Source organism: Azospirillum sp. B510, from assembly GCF_000010725.1.
GTDB lineage: Bacteria > Pseudomonadota > Alphaproteobacteria > Azospirillales > Azospirillaceae > Azospirillum > Azospirillum lipoferum_B.
The window spans coordinates 397982-414399 of the sequence record NC_013859.1 but is presented as its reverse complement, the minus strand read 5'-3'; the positions used below and the strand labels follow the sequence as shown (position 1 = coordinate 414399).

13 protein-coding genes are annotated in these 16418 nt (G+C 68.7%); 7 read left to right on the top strand and 6 right to left on the bottom strand.

The window, feature by feature from the left end; all coding sequences use genetic code 11:
• Both AZL_RS31795 and AZL_RS31790 read left to right on the top strand, forming a co-directional pair.
• Complete coding sequence (locus tag AZL_RS31795; protein ID WP_012978467.1) at positions 1 to 834, top strand: ABC transporter permease; 834 nt, start codon at positions 1 to 3, stop codon at positions 832 to 834.
• A gap of 40 nt (positions 835 to 874) precedes the next feature.
• Positions 875 to 1711, top strand: coding sequence for an ABC transporter ATP-binding protein (locus tag AZL_RS31790; protein ID WP_042446870.1), 837 nt, complete (start codon positions 875 to 877; stop codon positions 1709 to 1711).
• A 119-nt stretch (positions 1712 to 1830) separates the two neighbouring features.
• On the opposite strand, the gene AZL_RS31785 is transcribed toward AZL_RS31790, so the two are convergent.
• The 3 genes from AZL_RS31785 to AZL_RS31775 all read right to left on the bottom strand — a co-directional run bounded on the left by AZL_RS31785 (position 1831) and on the right by AZL_RS31775 (position 6090).
• On the bottom strand, positions 1831 to 2901 hold the full coding sequence (locus AZL_RS31785) for a ferritin-like domain-containing protein (RefSeq protein WP_012978465.1): 1071 nt from the start codon (positions 2899 to 2901) through the stop codon (positions 1831 to 1833).
• Between the two features lie 34 nt (positions 2902 to 2935).
• The gene (locus AZL_RS36475; RefSeq protein WP_012978464.1) at positions 2936 to 4945 is read right to left on the bottom strand and encodes a hypothetical protein; all 2010 of its coding nucleotides are present in this window, start codon (positions 4943 to 4945) and stop codon (positions 2936 to 2938) included.
• A 230-nt stretch (positions 4946 to 5175) separates the two neighbouring features.
• Positions 5176 to 6090, bottom strand: coding sequence for a LysR family transcriptional regulator (locus tag AZL_RS31775; protein WP_012978463.1), 915 nt, complete (start codon positions 6088 to 6090; stop codon positions 5176 to 5178).
• A 210-nt stretch (positions 6091 to 6300) separates the two neighbouring features.
• On the opposite strand from AZL_RS31775, the gene AZL_RS31770 reads away from it, so the two are divergent.
• The 3 genes from AZL_RS31770 to AZL_RS31760 all read left to right on the top strand — a co-directional run bounded on the left by AZL_RS31770 (position 6301) and on the right by AZL_RS31760 (position 9671).
• Positions 6301 to 6762 (top strand): (2Fe-2S)-binding protein, encoded by a 462-nt coding sequence (locus AZL_RS31770; protein ID WP_042446694.1) that lies wholly within the window; start codon positions 6301 to 6303, stop codon positions 6760 to 6762.
• A 3-nt stretch (positions 6763 to 6765) separates the two neighbouring features.
• Complete coding sequence (locus AZL_RS31765) at positions 6766 to 9018, top strand: xanthine dehydrogenase family protein molybdopterin-binding subunit (protein WP_012978461.1); 2253 nt, start codon at positions 6766 to 6768, stop codon at positions 9016 to 9018.
• 149 nt (positions 9019 to 9167) lie between these two features.
• A complete protein-coding gene (locus tag AZL_RS31760) occupies positions 9168 to 9671 on the top strand; it encodes a hypothetical protein (RefSeq protein ID WP_148219792.1) in 504 nt (167 codons plus the stop codon).
• On the opposite strand, the gene AZL_RS31755 is transcribed toward AZL_RS31760, so the two are convergent.
• The gene (locus tag AZL_RS31755) at positions 9640 to 10254 is read right to left on the bottom strand and encodes a mismatch-specific DNA-glycosylase (RefSeq protein WP_012978459.1); all 615 of its coding nucleotides are present in this window, start codon (positions 10252 to 10254) and stop codon (positions 9640 to 9642) included. The genes AZL_RS31760 and AZL_RS31755 overlap by 32 nt on opposite strands.
• 49 nt (positions 10255 to 10303) lie before the next feature.
• Positions 10304 to 12016: an FAD-dependent oxidoreductase gene (locus AZL_RS31750; protein WP_042446691.1), complete on the bottom strand. Its 1713-nt coding sequence runs from the start codon at positions 12014 to 12016 to the stop codon at positions 10304 to 10306.
• A 258-nt stretch (positions 12017 to 12274) separates the two neighbouring features.
• Between AZL_RS31750 and AZL_RS31745 the strand changes: the two genes are divergently transcribed.
• Complete coding sequence (locus AZL_RS31745; protein ID WP_012978457.1) at positions 12275 to 13189, top strand: DUF4142 domain-containing protein; 915 nt, start codon at positions 12275 to 12277, stop codon at positions 13187 to 13189.
• A gap of 13 nt (positions 13190 to 13202) precedes the next feature.
• A complete protein-coding gene (locus AZL_RS31740) occupies positions 13203 to 13436 on the top strand; it encodes a hypothetical protein (RefSeq protein ID WP_012978456.1) in 234 nt (77 codons plus the stop codon).
• A gap of 103 nt (positions 13437 to 13539) precedes the next feature.
• Here the strand turns inward: AZL_RS31740 and AZL_RS31735 are convergent, their stop codons facing one another.
• Positions 13540 to 16215, bottom strand: coding sequence for a TIGR02302 family protein (locus AZL_RS31735; protein ID WP_012978455.1), 2676 nt, complete (start codon positions 16213 to 16215; stop codon positions 13540 to 13542).
• Positions 16216 to 16418: the final 203 nt, after the last annotated feature.

The following is a 16418-nucleotide window of genomic DNA, read 5'->3' as shown; positions in this document are numbered from 1 at the left end:
ATGTCCCAAGCCAAGCCCCGTTTCTCGCCCGCCGCCCTGCTGCGCGGCTCCCTGGTGCCGGTCCTGGTGATCGCGCTGTGGCAGATTCTGTCCAGCTCCGGCCTGATCAACCCGGTGGTGCTGCCCTCGCCGGTCCAGGTGGTGGTGCGCTGGTGGGCCTATCTGCTGCCGACCGAGCCCTATGATCCGGCGACATCCAGTTGGATCCTGTGGGCGCTGTCGGGCGAGATGCTGTTCGACGCCTGGTCCAGCCTGTACCGCGTGGTGCTCGGCTTCGCCATCGGGGCCGGGCTGGCGCTGCCGCTGGGTCTCGCCATGGGCGGCAATCCGCGCATCCACGCGCTGTTCGACCCGCTGATGCAGGTGCTGCGGCCGATCCCGCCCATCGCCTACATCCCGCTGGCGATCCTGTGGTTCGGGCTGGGCAACGCGCCGGCGGTGTTCCTGATCGCCATCGGCGCCTTCTTCCCGGTGCTGATGAACACCATCGCCGGGGTGCGCCATGTCGACGGCATCTATCTGCGCGCCGCCCGCAATCTGGGGGCGGGCAAGCTGACCATGTTCCTGCGCGTCATCCTGCCCGCCGCCACCCCCTACATCCTGGCCGGCGCCCGGATCGGCATCGGCACCGCCTTCATCGTCGTCATCGTGTCGGAGATGATCGCCGTCAATTCCGGCCTCGGCTTCCGCATCCTGGAGGCACGCGAATTCATGTGGTCCGACAAGATCATCGCCGGGATGTTCACCATCGGGCTGCTGGGCCTTGCCATCGACATCGGCATGAACCGCCTGAACAACCACCTGCTGCGCTGGCACCGCGGTCTTGAGAATTGAACATCAAAAAATGGACAGGGAGGGGATGGAGATGACGCCCATGCTGAAGAGTGTTGCCGCCGCCGAATCCGCCGCCGAGGCGGCCCCCGTCGAGATCCGGGTGCGCGGGGTGGAGAAGACCTTCGCCGTCGGGGCGCAGAGGATCGTCGCCCTTCAGGGCATCGACCTCGACATCCGCAAGGGCGAGTTCGTCTGTCTGCTGGGGCCGTCGGGCTGCGGCAAGTCCACGCTGCTGAACGCGGTGGCCGGGTTCCAGCCGCCGACCAGGGGGACCGTCACCGTCGATGGCCGCATCATCACCGAGCCCGGTCCCGACCGCGGCATGGTGTTCCAGGAATATGCCCTGTTCCCCTGGATGACGGTGGCGCAGAACGTCGCCTTCGGCCTGGAGATCAAGGGGATGGCCAAGGCGGAGATCGCGGAGAAGGTGGAATGGCTGCTGCGGAAGCTGCATTTGCAGGATTTCCGCAACCGTTTTCCCAAGGATCTGTCGGGCGGGATGCGCCAGCGCGTCGCCATCGCCCGCGTGCTGGCGCTCGACAGCCCGATCCTGCTGATGGATGAGCCGTTCGGCGCGCTCGACGCCTTGACCCGCCGCACGCTTCAGGACGAACTGCTGCGCATCTGGGAGGAGGTCGGCAAGACCATCCTGTTCGTGACGCACTCCATCGAGGAGAGCATCTATCTGGCCGACCGCATCATCGTGATGACCTACCGGCCGGGCACGATCAAGCGCGACGTCGCCGTCGACATGCCCCGCCCGCGCGACGGTTCCGCCCCCGAGTTCAACCGGCTGAAGCGCGAGCTGTCGCAGATGGTGATGGAGGAGCAGCAGCGCTTCAGCCGGGACGAAATCCGCTCGGTGACGGCGGATTGAGGGGTGGGGAGAGGGCGGTCAAGCTATGGCGTCGTGCATTTGATAGGAAACGCACGACGCCATAGCTTCGGACGATCGGATTCACGCTTCAAATCGGGTCCGATTTTACGCGATCCGATCTATACGTTCACCGGCGCATATTCGAAGGTCGGCGCCGCGGTGTAGTCGGTGCCGGGAAGCGGGATCGTCACCAGCTGGTCGGCGGTCAGCTTCAGCTCATACATCAGGCCGATGGCGGAACGCAGCCGGTCGGGCTGGCCGTTGAAGGTGATGTGCAGTGCTGTCAGCAGCGCCGTATAGGTGGTGTTGAACTGCTGGGAGACGGTGCGGGCGCGGCTGCCCTCCGGATAATCCACCGTCTTGGCGTTGGGGTAGAGGTTCCAGATCCCGGCCGGGTCGATGCCGATCGGCGCCCCGGAATAGGACCAGCCGAGCGGTTCGTCCGGGTCCTTCACCAGCCGGCGGGCATAGACGATCTGCGCCAGACGGTAGTAATGGGCCAGCGCCGCCTCGTTGTCGGCCTCGCGCGGGGATTGGGGCGTTCCCTCGCCCTGTTCGACGATCACCTGGATGGCGCGCTGGGCGCTCGCCACGTCGGTGACCGGGAACAGCTGGTCGGGCGGGAACCAGCCATTGTCCACCACCTGATTGGCGGGATCGCCGGTGAAGATCTCCTCGCCCATCCGGGCGATGGCGTCGGAGACCGCTTGGTAGAATTCGCCGATGGTGGCGAATCCCGGATCATGGAGCGCGGCGGACGTCTGCTGGAGCAGGGCGATCGCCGGCTGCTTCACCGGATAGGCCACCGCCACCTCCGGCTCCTCGATGGTCATGAACACGTCATAGACCAGACCACGGGTCAGCTTGCCCAGCGAGATGGTCAGCCCTTCATGGACGCCCATCGGCAGCGGGCCGGGATAGACCGGGATGAAGCCCGGCTTGTCGATCACCGGGCTGCCGCCGACCGCGTTCAGGATGTTGGCGGCGATGGTCATGTGCAGCATTTCCTGCACCGAGACCGAGCCGATGATGGCCGCCGCCTCGCGGTTGGTGCCGGGCTTGATCGAATAGAGCGCGGTCAGATAGGCGGGGAGCGTGGCGTGCTCCAGCTCGACCGCGGATTGCAGGGCGTTGCGCAGGACCTGGACGGTGTCGATGCCCTGGGTGAAGTGCGGCTGAATCTTCAGCATGGCGGAATCCTTCCTTCTACGGCCCGTTGGACCGTCAGGAGCGCGGACGCGGGGAGACGCGGGCGAAATTCTGGGCGAAGCGGGTCTTGCCGTCGGCCGCCGTCGGCTGGTCCGGCGTCGCGGTGGCCGCCTTGGCCGGAGCGGCGCCCGACGGGCCGGTGCGCAGGGCCGGGGCGGCATTGGCGGTGTCGGCGGTGGCGACGGCCTGATGCGCCTTGAGCTTCACCGCCGTCTCGCCGCGCCGCACCTTCTCCAGCCAGCGCAGGATGGTGTCGCGCTTGTAGACCGACAGGTCGCGGGTGACCGGCATGTAGTTCGGGTCGGATTCCGGCAGGGAGAAGGCCAGATGCAGGATGTCGGCATGCCGGGCGCACGAGGCCTCGCTGCCGAGATCGACCAGATGCTTGCTCATGATCGGGTACAGGTTGCCGTACTGCGTCATGATCGGGGCGATGTCGTCCCAGCTCGGGTCGGCCGGCACGTCGAAATCGTCGCGGACATGCAGGGCGATATAGTCGAAGGAGGAGCGCGCCGTGTTGCTCTGGCCGGGAATGCGGTAATCGACCAGATAGACCTGCCCGTCGATGTAGCCGCGCGGGTTGTCCGGCGACCGGGTGGAGATGTCCAGCCGGGCGATGCCGTCCTCGTCGGCGATGAGGGTGCCGCCGGTGGCCGGTCCGCCTTCCACCGCGAAGGTCACCGCCGTTTCGGGCACGCCCATGTCGGGAATCGGCGCGTCCGGCTGGTCGATGCCGTAGCCGCCGCCCTGGCCGGGGATGCGGCCCATCTGGGCGATGGCGATGGCGGCGCCGGGCACCGGCTGGCCGTAGCGCGTGGCGTAGACCAGCGATTCCGCCCGCCCGGCCCCGTCGATGCGGTGGACCAGCGGCTCGGCACCGACATAGATCCCGCCCTGCGCCTCGCGGATGGCGACGATGCCGTAGCCGAGGTCGAGGTCGGTGCTGCCGGGATTGGTCTCCGACACCGTCACCAGGGCGAGCGGACGGGTCTTCGCCAGCTCGAACTGCTCGTCGGTCAGCTTCGTCGCGAAGACGCCGGCGGTCCTGGCCAGCCAGCCGGGCTCGTCATAGGGGATGCGGGCGACGGGCAGGAAACTGTCGGGCGTGACCGGGGTATTCTCGGCGATCGCGTCGTCGCGCAGGATGCCCAGCGTCAGGGTGCCGATGGGATTGGGCGTGCCCTTGGAGTCGACGATCTGCAGCGCGTTCGACAGGTCGAGGAAGGCGGTGCGCGACGGCTCGTCGATCTGGCCGGAGAAATAGGTGATGCCGGCCCAGCTGTTGGGGATGTTGTTGGCGGGCACGAAGCGGCGGCCGCGGATGAAGGAGACCGGCTCGCCCTCCAGCTGCGGGCCGATGGTGCCGACCACGGTGCCCAGCGTGAAGCGCGGATCCTTGACGTTGCCGTTGTAGCCGAAGGTCGCCAGACGGATCGACAGCATGCCGCCGGTGGTGGCGTCGCGCAGCTGCCGCAGGAAGGGGCTCAGCATGGCCCCGTCGGCCCATTCCACATTCTCCAGCACGGACTGGAAGGTGGAGGAGGCCGCACTGTCGGACTGGGCGTTGACGTTCCGGTTGAACCACAGGTCACGGAAGGGGTTCGGCTGGTAGCGGCCACCGAAGAAGGCGGAGGTCTTGCCGTCGGTCAGCCGCACGTCGAGGCCCCAGGGGGCCGAGGCGACTTGCCATTGCGGGTCGAGATCGACCAGCTTGCCGCTGGTGCGGTCGGTCGAACCGCCGATCAGCATGCCCAGCGCGGCGTCGGCGCCGGGAGTGTCGACATAGCTGCCGTCGGCGAAGCCCAGCCCGACCACCTTGCAGTCGATCAGGCGGAAGGCGCCGGAGCCGGTCGGATTCCACCAGCCATTGGCGACGGTCTCCCCGCCCGGCAGCTTTTTCTGGAATTCCTGATAGGAGGATTCGAAACTCTCATTGTCGAAATGGCGGACGTCATTGTTCACCGTCGAGACGTCGGCCTGGAAAATTCCTGAAAAAACAAGGCGCACCGGGTTCAGGAAACTCATGTCGATTCCTTTCCGTGAGGGCGCACGAAGCCGTGGCGGACCGGCCGCGCTGGATCGGGCGTGCAAAGAAGCTGTGACGGATGACAAGGACACCCGCCAGGCAAGAAATTATCGATATGGATGATGATCTAGCGTTGATAACCTTGCCAACTCAATGGAAATTCTAAACCAGAAACTCTTTTTCCGCGTGCATTGCCGTGTATGCGGGGGCCGGCGCATGCTCCCTTGCCCTAAAGTGCCGCCGCTTCTTCGCCGATGCGCTGGCGCAACCAGCTGTGGGAGGGGGAGGTGGTGTCGCGGCGGTGCCAGATCATCGACACCTCATAGTCACCGACATCGAAGGGCAACGGGCTGATGGCGAGGCCGAGCGCGTCGGCGCACAGCCGGGCCAGCCGGGTGGGCAGCGAGGTCAGCATCGGCGCCCGCGTCAGGATCATCGGGATCGCCAGGAACTGGGTGGTCGAGGCGGCGACGCGCCGCCTTGTGCCGAGCGCCGCCAACTCGTCATCGATGAAGCTGGTCAGCCCACCGCGCAGCGACGGCATCAGATGGGGATAGCGGGTGTAATCCTCCAGTCCGATCGGCGGTTTGACCGGGACGAGGGCCGGATTGTACAGGCAGACATGGGTTTCCCGGTACAGCACCTGCCGGTCGTGCCAGCGCCGCAACTCCGGCTGATAGCCGATGGCGAGATCCAGGGTGCCGTCGTCCAGCGCGTTCAAAGTGGCGTCGGGGTCGAGGTTGAGCAGCGAGACCGAGACGCGCAGGTCGCCTTCCACAGCGTTGCGCAGGATCCCGGTCAGCAGGACCGCCTGCATCGAATCGGGGGTGGAGATGGTGAAGCGCCGCTCCTCGCGCTGGGGGTCGAAATCCTCCTCCGCCGACAGGGCGCGGGCGGCTCCGACCAGCAGGTCGCGCAGTGGTTCGGCCAGCCGCTGCGCGCGCGGCGTCGGCTCCATCCGGTTGCCGGTGCGCACGAACAGCGGGTCGCCGACCAGGGTGCGCAGACGGCCCAGCGCGTGGCTGACCGCCGACTGGCTGACGCCCAGCGCGTCCGCCGCACGCGAGACGTTGCGGGTTTCGAGCAGCGCGTCGAACACCTTGATCAGGTTGAGGTCGAGCGCAGGGTTATGAATTGCCTTCATGGCGATATGAACCAAAGCAGTCTACTTCATTGTGCACTGGACCGTGTATTCTGTCGAGCCAGAGCTGGTTCAGCAGCCGCCAATCATAAAATCCAATCCATAGCACAATCCGTAGCCAAGGCCCCAACCGGGCAGCGGACCCGTCGCCGCCGCGTTCCAGATCACCGCGGCAGGCCGGCGGTTCCGTTCAGGGAGAAAGAGGCAAAAGCCATGGTTCGCATCAACGTCAACGGTGAGGAGCGTCAGCTCGACGTCTCCGACGACATGCCGCTCCTGTGGGTTCTGCGGGACGAGTTGAACATGACCGGCACCAAGTTCGGCTGCGGCATCGCCCAGTGCGGCGCCTGCACCGTCCATGTCGACGGCGCGCCGACCCGCGCCTGCCAGACGCCGGTCGGCATGCTGACGCCCGACAGCAAGGTCACCACCATCGAGGGGGTGAAGGGCAAGGCCGCCCAGGCGGTGCAGGCGGCGTGGCAAAAGCTGGACGTCGTCCAGTGCGGCTATTGCCAGTCGGGCCAGATCATGAGCGCCATCGCGCTCTTGACCGACAACCAGAACCCGACCGACCAGGACATCGACGCGGCGATGGACGGCAATGTCTGCCGCTGCGCCACCTATGTCCGCATCCGCGCGGCGATCAAGGATGCCGCCCAGACGATGAGGGCCTGATCCATGCTGCATCATCTGATCCGTCAGGCCGCCCAGACCGGCTTTGGCGGCACGCCGTCGCCGCTGCCGCTGGCGGTCCCCTCCCGCCGCGGTTTCCTGAAGGCCATCGGCGCCGGGGCCGGCGCGCTGGTGGTCGGCGCCCATCTGCCCTTCCCGGCGCTGGCCGCCGAAACGGCGCCCAAGATCATCGGACCGGCCGACCCGCGCCCGCACGCCTTCATCATCGTGGCGCCCGACAACACCGTCACCGTGCTGGCCAAGCATCTCGACAAGGGCCAGGGCATCGTCACCGGCATCGCCACCATTGTGGCGGAGGAGTTGGACGCCGACTGGGCCCAGGTGCGCGGCGCCTTCGCCCCCGCCGACGCCAAGCTCTACGCCAACCATTTCTTCGGTATCCAGGGCACTGGCGGTTCGACCGCCGTCGCCAACAGCTGGGACGAGCTGCGCATGGCCGGCGCCGCCGCCCGCGCCATGCTGGTCGCCGCCGCATCCGCTCGCTGGAGCGTGCCGGCCGGCGAGGTGACGGTGTCGAAGGGCGTGGTCCGCCATGCCGCCGGCAACCGCAGCCTCACCTTCGGCGAGCTGGCGGAGGAGGCGGCGAAGCTGCCGGTTCCGCAGCAGGTCAAGCTGAAGGACCCGAAGGACTATGTGCTGATCGGCAAGCCGGACCTGCACCGGCTGGATCACGTCAGCAAGACCAACGGCACCGCCATCTTCGCCATGGACATCCGCCGTCCGGGCCAAGTCACGGCGGTGCTGGCCCGCAGCCCGCGCTTCGGCGGCACGGTGAAGAGCGTCGACGATGCCGCCGCCCGCAATGTGCCGGGCGTCATCGAGGTGGTGAGCCTGCCGGTCGGTGTCGCGGTGATCGCCAGGAACAGCTGGGCCGCCATGCAGGGCCGCGAGGCGCTGACGATCACCTGGGACGACTCCAAGGCCGAGATGCGCGGCACCGACGCCATGCTGGCCGACTACCGCAAGCTGGCGGAGACGCCGGGTGCCGTCGCCGCCGCCAAGGGCGATGCCGACGCGGCCTTCGCCGCCGCCAAGGCTAAGGGCGGCCATGTGGTGGAGGGAGAGTTCGTTTTCCCCTACCTCGCCCATGCGCCGATGGAGCCGCTCAACGCCGTGGTGGCGCTCAATCCGGAGGGTGGCTGCACCATCTGGGCGGGGTCGCAGTTCCAGACGGTCGAACAGATGGTCGCCGCCCATATCCTGGGCTGTAAGCCGGAGCAGGTGAGGATCGAGACCCAGTGGGCCGGCGGCAGCTTCGGCCGTCGCGCCACCACCACCGCCGACTACATCGCCGAGGCGGTGATGATCGCCAAGGCCTATCCCAAGGCCCCTGTCCATCTCGTCTGGACGCGCGAGGACGACATCAAGGGCGGCTATTACCGCCCGCTGTTCCTGCACAGGATCGCCGCGGCGGTCGATGCCACGGGCGCGCTCGTCGCCTGGAAGCAGCGCATCGTCGGCCAGAGCTTCATGGCCGGCACCGCGTTCGAGGCGGTGATGGTCAAGAACGGCGTCGATGCGACCATGGTCGAGGGCGCCTCGGACATGGCCTATCCGGTGCCGAACCTCGCGGTCGACGCCCACACCGTCGCCTCTCCGGTTCCCACCCTGTGGTGGCGCTCGGTCGGCCACACCCACACCGCCTACGCCAAGGAGGTGATGATCGACCGCCTCGCCAAGGCGGCCGGCAAGGATCCGGTGGCCTTCCGTATGGAGATGCTGAAGGACCATCCGCGTCTGGCCGGCGTGCTGAAGCTGGCGGCCGAGAAGGCCGGCTGGGGCCAGCCCCTGCCTAAGGGCAAGGGGCGCGGCGTCGCCGTGCATGAAAGCTTCAACACCTATGTCGCCCATGTCGCCGACGTGACGGTCGACGCCAAGGGGCAGATCAAGGTCGACCGCGTCGTCGTCGCCGTCGATTGCGGCGAGGTCGTCAACCCCGACATCGTCAAGGCGCAGATGGAGGGCGGTGCCGGCTGGGGCATCGGCCATGCGCTGCGCGGCGAGATCACCCTGACCGACGGCAAGGTGGATCAGGGAAATTTCGACGGCTATCTGCCGCTGCGGATGTCGGACATGCCGGCGGTGGAGGTCCATATCGTGCCCTCGCACGAGCGGCCGACCGGCGCCGGGGAGCCGGGTGTGCCGACGGTGGCGCCGGCGGTTGCCAACGCCGTCTTCTCGGTGACCGGCCAGCCCTTGCAGACGCTGCCCTTCAGCCGGGGCGGCATCGTCAGCTGACCGGGTGGTGGAGCTGACGCCATCTCCCGGCCGCCCTCACCGGCGGCCGGGAGATCCGTCCATACCCGTTCAGCGCGAAATCCGTTGGAAGAATCCCCGATACATGCGTAGCCTCTGGAAGGTTTCCCCGTTCCAGAGAGTCAATGCCGATGACAAAGCCGAACCCGACGCCGAACACCGTCCTGCTGATCCGTCATGGCGAGAAGCCGGACGGCGACACCGATCCCAACCTGTCGGGAAAAGGCTGGCAGCGCGCCTGCTCGATCACCACGACTCTGCCGGCCCTGGTTCCGACGGGCGCGCCGGCCATTTCGGCGGTGGTGGCGACGGCCCCCTCGCCGCACAGCGTGCGGCCCATCGAAACGGTGACGCCGATCAGCCTGATCCGTGCCCTGCCGCTGAGCCACACCATCGCCGACGACGATGTCGCCCAGGTTCCGGCGCTGTTGAGCGCGGCACCCTATACCGGCGCCACGGTGCTGATCTGCTGGCATCATGGCAAGTTGCCGGAACTGGCTCTGGCGCTCGGCGCGCCCGCCGACCAGGTGCCGCAGAAGTGGGACGGCGACGATTTCCACACCGTCTGGATCCTGGGTTATGAAGCCGACGGCTCGGTCAGCTTCACGGTGACCCGCCAGCCCCATCTGGAGTGAGGGGACCGGATCGGCCGCGTCGCCGCCGGTCGACCTCCGCCCGCAATTCGCGGAACCAGCGCAGTTTCTCGGCGAAGGGCAGGCGGGCGAGACCGCTCGGCGACGGCACGACGACATCGGCGACGCCGTCGAACAGCGGCTGCCGCTGCACGCCCCAGGGGGCGTCGGGCAGGCCGGTCGCCGCCAGATAGACGCCCTTGCCGGTATAGGCCAGAACCAGCGGCCGGACGTGGCCGACGATCCGCGCCAGCCGGGGCACCCCGCCGCGCAACTCCGTCCGCGACAGCTCGGCGGCGCTGGCGGTGGCGCGGGCGACGAGGTTGGTGGAGCCGAGGCCGACGGCCGGCAGGGTGCCGTCCTCCGCCGGCCGGTAAAGCCGCGGCGTCAGCCCGGCCTCGTGCAGCAGGCGCCAGAACTGGTTGCCGCGCCCGGCATAATGATGGCCGAGCGCCCCGGAGCGCAGGCCGGGGTTGAAGCCGACGAACAGGCAGTCCAGCCCCGGCGCCACGATGTCCGGCAGCGGTCCGGCGGCCGCCGGCATGTCCTCCGGGGGTGGGGCCGGCGCATCGTCGAACAGATCCATACTGCACTCCTCTCGGACGGGAGAGGAATATAGAACGCCGCCGCCCTGCTCAAAGCGAAGCTGCCACCGCCGGGGCGGGCGGGCTGCCGCGTTCGTCCCGCAGCAGGGCGAGGATGCGGTCTGTCAGCCGCAGGGCCAGCGCCACGATGGTCATGGTTGGGTGGTCCGCCCCCATGGTCGGGAAGACGGAGCTGCCGGCGACATAGAGATTGCCCATTCCATGGACCCGCCCGTCCGGATCGACCACGCCATGGCGCGGCGAGTCATGCATGCGGGTGGTGCCCATATGGTGCCAGCACCAACCGACATCGGCCATCGCCGCTTCCTCCTCCGCCACCTTCCCTCCCGCCCCATTCGCCGTCCTGTCGACGGCGATCAGGCCGCGGCGCAGCAGCTCCTCGCGCAGCAGCCGCTGGGTCTCGGTGGCGCCCCAGCGGTCCTGCGCGGTCAGGCGCCAGTCCACCCGTGGCAGGTTGCGGCCGAACGGATCGGTGGCGAGGTCCAGCGTCACCCGGCTGTCGGGATTGGGCACCGGCTCCAGCACGGTTTCCAGGGTGAAGCGGCGGGGCAGCCAGCCGGGATCGACCGTGCTGTCGAACAGCGCATGGGCCAACTGCGGCAGGCTGCGCAGGATGCGCGGTCCGGCATTGCGCAACAGGCTCGCCGCCTCGTCCTCCGACACGCCGAAGCGGCGGCAGCGGTGGCGCGAGGGCAGAATCCGCAGGTCGCGCATCGCCTTGAAGGCGTCCAACGCCGCCGAATGGTAGGAGGCGACCAGATAGGTGCGGGAATTGGGCAGCCCGTGCCGTTCCTGGAGGGCGGCCGTCGGCGACAGGGCCAGCGCGATCGACGGATGCGGCCGGCGCAGCCGCCGCCGGGCCAGACACAGGCTGACGTCGTAAAGCGTGCGGTGGCGCCCCTGCCGGGTCAGGCGGACCGGCGCCGTCTTGAAGCGTGGATGGTCGGCGAAATGGCGGCCGACGAGGTCGTTGCCGTTGCCCAGCCCGGCCGCCTGCACCGTGTTGGACAGCAGCAGGATGCGCGCGTTCTCGATTCCGCCGCAGCACAGCACGAACAACCGGGCGCCGACGGTGAAGCAGGGTCCGTCCAGCGTGCGCACCTGCACCCGCTCCACCGCCGTGGCGGTCGGGTTGCTGTCCAGCCCGGTGACGTTGGCGTTCAGGAAGGCGGTGATGTTGGCGGCCCGCCCGATCTCGGCGCGGTAGGCCTCCCCCATGCGGATCGGCGGGCTGAGCTGGGCGACGCGGTTTTCGAAAGCGCCGCTGCCGCCATCCCCGGTCTCCACCGGGATCAGCGCCGCCTTGGGACCGCCGACCCGCTCCATCCAATAGTCGGTGTCATAATCGAAGGGGCCGAGGCCGAGCACGTCGTGCGAGCGCTCGTAATAGGGCATCAGGCTGTTGCGCGGGATCGGCCAGCCGCTGCCGGGGAACCAGGGCCGCTCGCCGAAGTCCGTCGGCTCCAGCGGGCGGGAGAAGCCACCCCAGCAGTTGGTGCTGCCGCCGAGATAGCGGCTGCGCGCGGTGGTCAGCCGTTCATAGGGCAGGCCGACATTGCGGCCGGCATAGAGCGCCTGGGAGATGCCGTCGACCTCCAGCCCGCCGCCTTCCAGCAGGACGACGCTCAGGCGGCCGCCAGCCAGCTCACGCGCGATGGTCAGGCCGGCGGCGCCGCCGCCGATCACGCACAGATCGCAGTCGATGTGGGTGCCGTTCAGGACATGGCGGGCGTCACGAAGCAAGCGGGCCTCCTACCGGGAGTCATAAGCCCACCCTTCTTGCCCCGGACGCGTGGCCTAGGCCGAGTGCTCATTCGGCTATACCCCCGGCGTGTTCCCCCTGTGGATCCCGTCGCCAATGCGCGGCACCACCGACGCTCTCGGTGGCGGGAACGACAGCCGCGCCCGTCGGTTGAAAAGGCGGAGAACGGCGTTCCGGTCCGGCTGTCCGCCTGGCCGGAGACGTCGACCGGACGTAACGCAAATCCAGGAGCCGCCACCATGAAACGCCCTTGTCTTCTCGCGACCGCCGCGGTGATCCTGTTCACCGCCCCGGCCCTATCTCCGGCCCTGGCCCAGAATCCGGCCCAGACGCCGGCGCCGATGCCTCCGGCGAAGGCGGCGGGCGGCACCGGGCAACTGGCACAGCAGGATATGAATTTCGCCCGGACGGCGGCGATCAGCGACCTGTTCGAAATCCAGGCGGGCAAGCTGGCGCAGGATCAGGCGAAGGACCAGGGCGTCAAGCGGTTCGGCAGCCATATGGTGACCGACCACACCAAGACCTCCGACGCGATGAAGACCCTGGCCCAACAGAAGGCGATGACGCTGCCGACGACGCTGGATGCCGATCACCAGAAGAAGTTGGAGACGCTGCGCGGCCTGAAGGGCGAACGGTTCGACTCCGCCTATCTCCAGGGCCAGATCGACGCCCATCAGACCGCCGTCACGCTGTTCCGGCAGCAGGCGGAAACCGGCCGGGACGCCGACCTGAAGCGCTTCGCCGAGCAGACCCTGCCGACGCTGGAACAGCATCTGCGCCAGGTCCGCGACCTGCGCCCGGCGGTCGCCTCCGCAGGGGCCTCCACCTCTGGCGCCATGCGGCAGGGTGCCAGCTTTGAAAAGATGATGGGCAAGACCGTCTATGGCGACGATGGCGGGAAGCTGGGCAACGTCGCCGACATCATCCTCGACGGCCAGACCGGCAAGGCCACCCAGGTGATCCTGGACCGCGGCGGCGTGATGGGGATCGGCGCCAAGCAGGTGGCGCTCGACTATGCCCTGTTGCGGACCGACGGCGATCGCGTCGTCGCCCGTCAGGTGACCGAGGATCAGGTCAAGCAGATGGCGGAGTTCAAATACGACGACACCACCGTCTCGCTGGGCAAGCGCCATGGCACCGACATGAACAAATGAGGGAGGGGATGCGATGGCGAACGCCAGCAAGAAGCACATGAGCGTCAGCGGACAGGGCAAGGGCACCGGCACGGGCGCCAACACCGACCTGCCTGCCGGCTCGATCGGCGACAACGCGGTGCTGTCCAACCGCGACAAGTCCCGTCACTCCGAGGCCCGCGGCCTGGACGGCAAGGCCGTGCAGACCGAGCAGATGCAGGATCACGCCGCCAACCACAATCCGGATGACGAGCGATCCGGCCAGTGATTTAGGCGATGAAGCCCGATGATGCTGCGGACGGAACCGGCGAAGGGCCGGTCCCGTTTCCGTTTCCGTCCGGCGTTTCCGTTTCGCCGTCCGGCGGCGCCCGTCAGAACTGCTTCAGCAGTCGGTCGATGTAGTTGCGCTCTTCCTGCGGGCGGCCATATTGGCCGGAGCGGCGGCGCAGCTCGTCCAGGATCTCGCGGGCGCGCTGGAGGTCCGACTGTTCCGGGATCTTCACGTCGTTGGAATCCTGCATGCCATAGCCGGACGGGCGGCGGCCCAGTGGATCACGGCCCCGACCCTGGCGGGGCATCTGGCCCTGCTGGCCCATCATCGCCGGCCCCTGGCCCATCATCATCTGCTGGGCCATCTGTTCGGCCATGCCCTGCATGCCCTGCTGAAGCTGTTCCATCGCCTCGGTCTGCGACGGTACGGCGGCGCCGGGGGCGCCCTGCTGCAAGGCCTGTGCGGCGTCGCGCATGGCCCGTTCGGCCCGGCCCAGCGGCTGCGGGATCTCGCCGCCCTGCTGCTCGCCCATCCGGCGCATCAGCTCGCCCAGCTGGCGGCGCAACGCCTCCTGCTGTTCGGCCTGCTTCTGCATGGTCGGGCTGCCGGTGGGCTGCCCGTTCTGTTGTTGGCCGTTCTGCTGGTTGCGGCGCTGGGTGGGTTGGCGCCCGCGCGGCTGCTCCTGCCCTTGCTGGCCCATCGAGTCCTGAGACTGGCGGAAGCTCTGGTCGAGGAGCTGCTGCTGCTGCTGCGCCAGCTTCTGCAACTGCTGCATCATCTCCCAGGCCTGATTCTGCTGCTGTCGCCCGTTCTGCTGGTTCATCTGGGCCATGGCGCCGGAACGCATGTTCTCCAGCATCTGCTGGAGCTGGGACAGCATCTGGCGGGCGGCGTCGCGCGACCCCGTCTGCGCCATCTCGCGCATCTGGTCGAGCATCTGTTGCAGGTCGTTGCGGTCGGTCATCCGGTCGGCCATCTCCGGCGGGACCATCGGGATCTGCTCGCCGCGTTGCAGAGCCTCCATCATCCGCTGTTCCATGGCGTTCATGAATTTGTCGAGGGCCGCCTGCAGCTCGTCCATCAGGCGGTTCAGCTCCTCGTCCGAGGCGTTCCTGTCCAGCGCCTCGGACAGCCGCTTCTCGGCGTCGCGCAGATCCTTCTCCGCCAGCGACAACCCGCCATCCTCGATCCGCAGCGCGGTCTCCCACAAGAGCTGCTGGAGGGCGGGGACGGAGTCGGCGCTCTGGTCCAGCATCAGGCGGGCGACGGCGGTGCGCAGCGACAGGAAGGCGACGATGTCGTCGCCATAGGTGCCGGGGCGGGCGGAGATCTCCGCCAGGGCGCGGGCGACCTCGACCCGCGACTCCTGCGGATTGCGGGTCAGGATCTTGCGCTGGTTGACGATGGCGCGGGCGATCGGGTGGTTGAAGGTCCGTTCGGGCAGGACGATCGCCGCGTCGTCCGACCGTCCGGTCTGGCCGGCGCCGTCGGTGGCGGTCAGCCGCACCGTCACCGGCATGCCGGCCCAGGGATGGGCGGTCAGATCCTGGAAGGCGGTGCCGCGCGCTTCCTTCGGCCTTACGCCAGGCAGCGACAGCGGGACTTCCAGGACCGGGCCGGCGTCGCTTGCCGGAGCCTCCTTGGCAGTGGCTGGGGCGGCGGCGGGCGGCCCTTCGGGCGCGAGGCGGATCTGTGCCTTCACCTCGGTCAGGCCGTAATCGTCGCGCGCGACATAGTCCAGCTTCAGCGCGCCGCGCTCTCCGGCGGCGGGTGGGGTCGCGTGGGCGATGATGGGGGGCCGGTCGGGCACCAGCTGGATCGGCCAGGATCCCAGCGTGCGACCACCCTGGGTCACGACGATGCGGTTGCCGCCGGTCACCGGCTTCTGGATCTGGAAGTTGGTCGAATCCACCGCCTCGAACGGGCCGGTCTGGTCGCCGGCCTCCAGGCTGGGCACGCCGCCGCCGCCGGTGACGCGGGCCAGCACGAGGCTGCCCTGCGGCACCTGCACCGGCTGGTCGGCGGGGTGGTCGCCCCCGTCCCGTTGGGCGCCTGGTTGGGTGGCGGGCTTGGCGGTGGAGCCGGATTTCAGGAAGAGCGGAGGCAGGCCGGTATAGTCGGGCGGGTTGATCCAGAGGTCGAGCGTCGCCGCCGCCGTGACGGTGCCGCCGTCGAAGCGCGGAGCCAGCGCCGCGGCGATCCGGGGCCGCCAATCGCCCCAGGCCGCCGCTCCGGCGGCCACCAGCGTCAGGATCACCAGGGCACGCAGGGCATAGCGGTCATGCGACGGCACCTCCGTGCCCGGCCAGGCGACGCGCAGGCCGCGCATGGCGGCGCGCGTGCGCTTCTGGTGCAGGCGCCACAGCGCCTGGGCGGTCGGGTCGTTGCCGGCGGGCTGGTCGCGCAGCGTGTGCAAGGGGCGGTGGGCGAGGCCGCTGTCCCGCTCCAGCCGGCGGCGGGCCTCCCCCTCCGCCGGAGCGCGGAACCGCCGGAGTCCGAGGGTGAGCGACAGCAGGAAGGCGGCGGCCAGCACCAGCAGGGCCAACCCATGCAGCCAGCCCGGCAGCAGGATCAGCACATTCAGCAGGGCAAGGGTGAGAAAGCCGCCCAGCACCGACAGCGGCGCCCACAGCGCCGGCCCCAGCCGCTCCCACAGCAGCGCCGCCCGCGCCTGGGCCAGACGGAAACGGGGCTCCGGGATCCCGTCCGCCGGGTCGGCCGTCCGGCCCTGCTCCTGACTTCCGCCGGCGTCGCCGCGTCGCTCATTCTGCTTCATGCCGCCCCCTCGGCGCCGGAAAGCGGTCGGTCAGGCGGTTTGCCCGCCGCCGCCGGGCCATTCGGCGCGAACCCATCATATAGGCGCCACCCGTGGCATGCCCACCGACATGTTTTGTCCGCCGTCGCGATGCTACAGCCGATCACGCCGCCATGGCGAAACTATGACGGGTGGCGAGGAGCCGAAATTTCGCGGCGGGGCGG

What these genes read in the sequence shown, in the direction of transcription:
- AZL_RS31795 (WP_012978467.1), top strand. Translation starts at nt 1, where the DNA reads ATGTCCCAAGCCAAGCCCCGTTTCTCGCCCGCCGCCCTGCTGCGCGGC.
- AZL_RS31790 (WP_042446870.1), top strand. Translation starts at nt 875, where the DNA reads ATGCTGAAGAGTGTTGCCGCCGCCGAATCCGCCGCCGAGGCGGCCCCC.
- AZL_RS31785 (WP_012978465.1), bottom strand. Translation starts at nt 2,901, where the DNA reads ATGCTGAAGATTCAGCCGCACTTCACCCAGGGCATCGACACCGTCCAG.
- AZL_RS36475 (WP_012978464.1), bottom strand. Translation starts at nt 4,945, where the DNA reads ATGAGTTTCCTGAACCCGGTGCGCCTTGTTTTTTCAGGAATTTTCCAG.
- AZL_RS31775 (WP_012978463.1), bottom strand. Translation starts at nt 6,090, where the DNA reads ATGAAGGCAATTCATAACCCTGCGCTCGACCTCAACCTGATCAAGGTG.
- AZL_RS31770 (WP_042446694.1), top strand. Translation starts at nt 6,301, where the DNA reads ATGGTTCGCATCAACGTCAACGGTGAGGAGCGTCAGCTCGACGTCTCC.
- AZL_RS31765 (WP_012978461.1), top strand. Translation starts at nt 6,766, where the DNA reads ATGCTGCATCATCTGATCCGTCAGGCCGCCCAGACCGGCTTTGGCGGC.
- AZL_RS31760 (WP_148219792.1), top strand. Translation starts at nt 9,168, where the DNA reads ATGACAAAGCCGAACCCGACGCCGAACACCGTCCTGCTGATCCGTCAT.
- AZL_RS31755 (WP_012978459.1), bottom strand. Translation starts at nt 10,254, where the DNA reads ATGGATCTGTTCGACGATGCGCCGGCCCCACCCCCGGAGGACATGCCG.
- AZL_RS31745 (WP_012978457.1), top strand. Translation starts at nt 12,275, where the DNA reads ATGAAACGCCCTTGTCTTCTCGCGACCGCCGCGGTGATCCTGTTCACC.
- AZL_RS31740 (WP_012978456.1), top strand. Translation starts at nt 13,203, where the DNA reads ATGGCGAACGCCAGCAAGAAGCACATGAGCGTCAGCGGACAGGGCAAG.
- AZL_RS31735 (WP_012978455.1), bottom strand. Translation starts at nt 16,215, where the DNA reads ATGAAGCAGAATGAGCGACGCGGCGACGCCGGCGGAAGTCAGGAGCAG.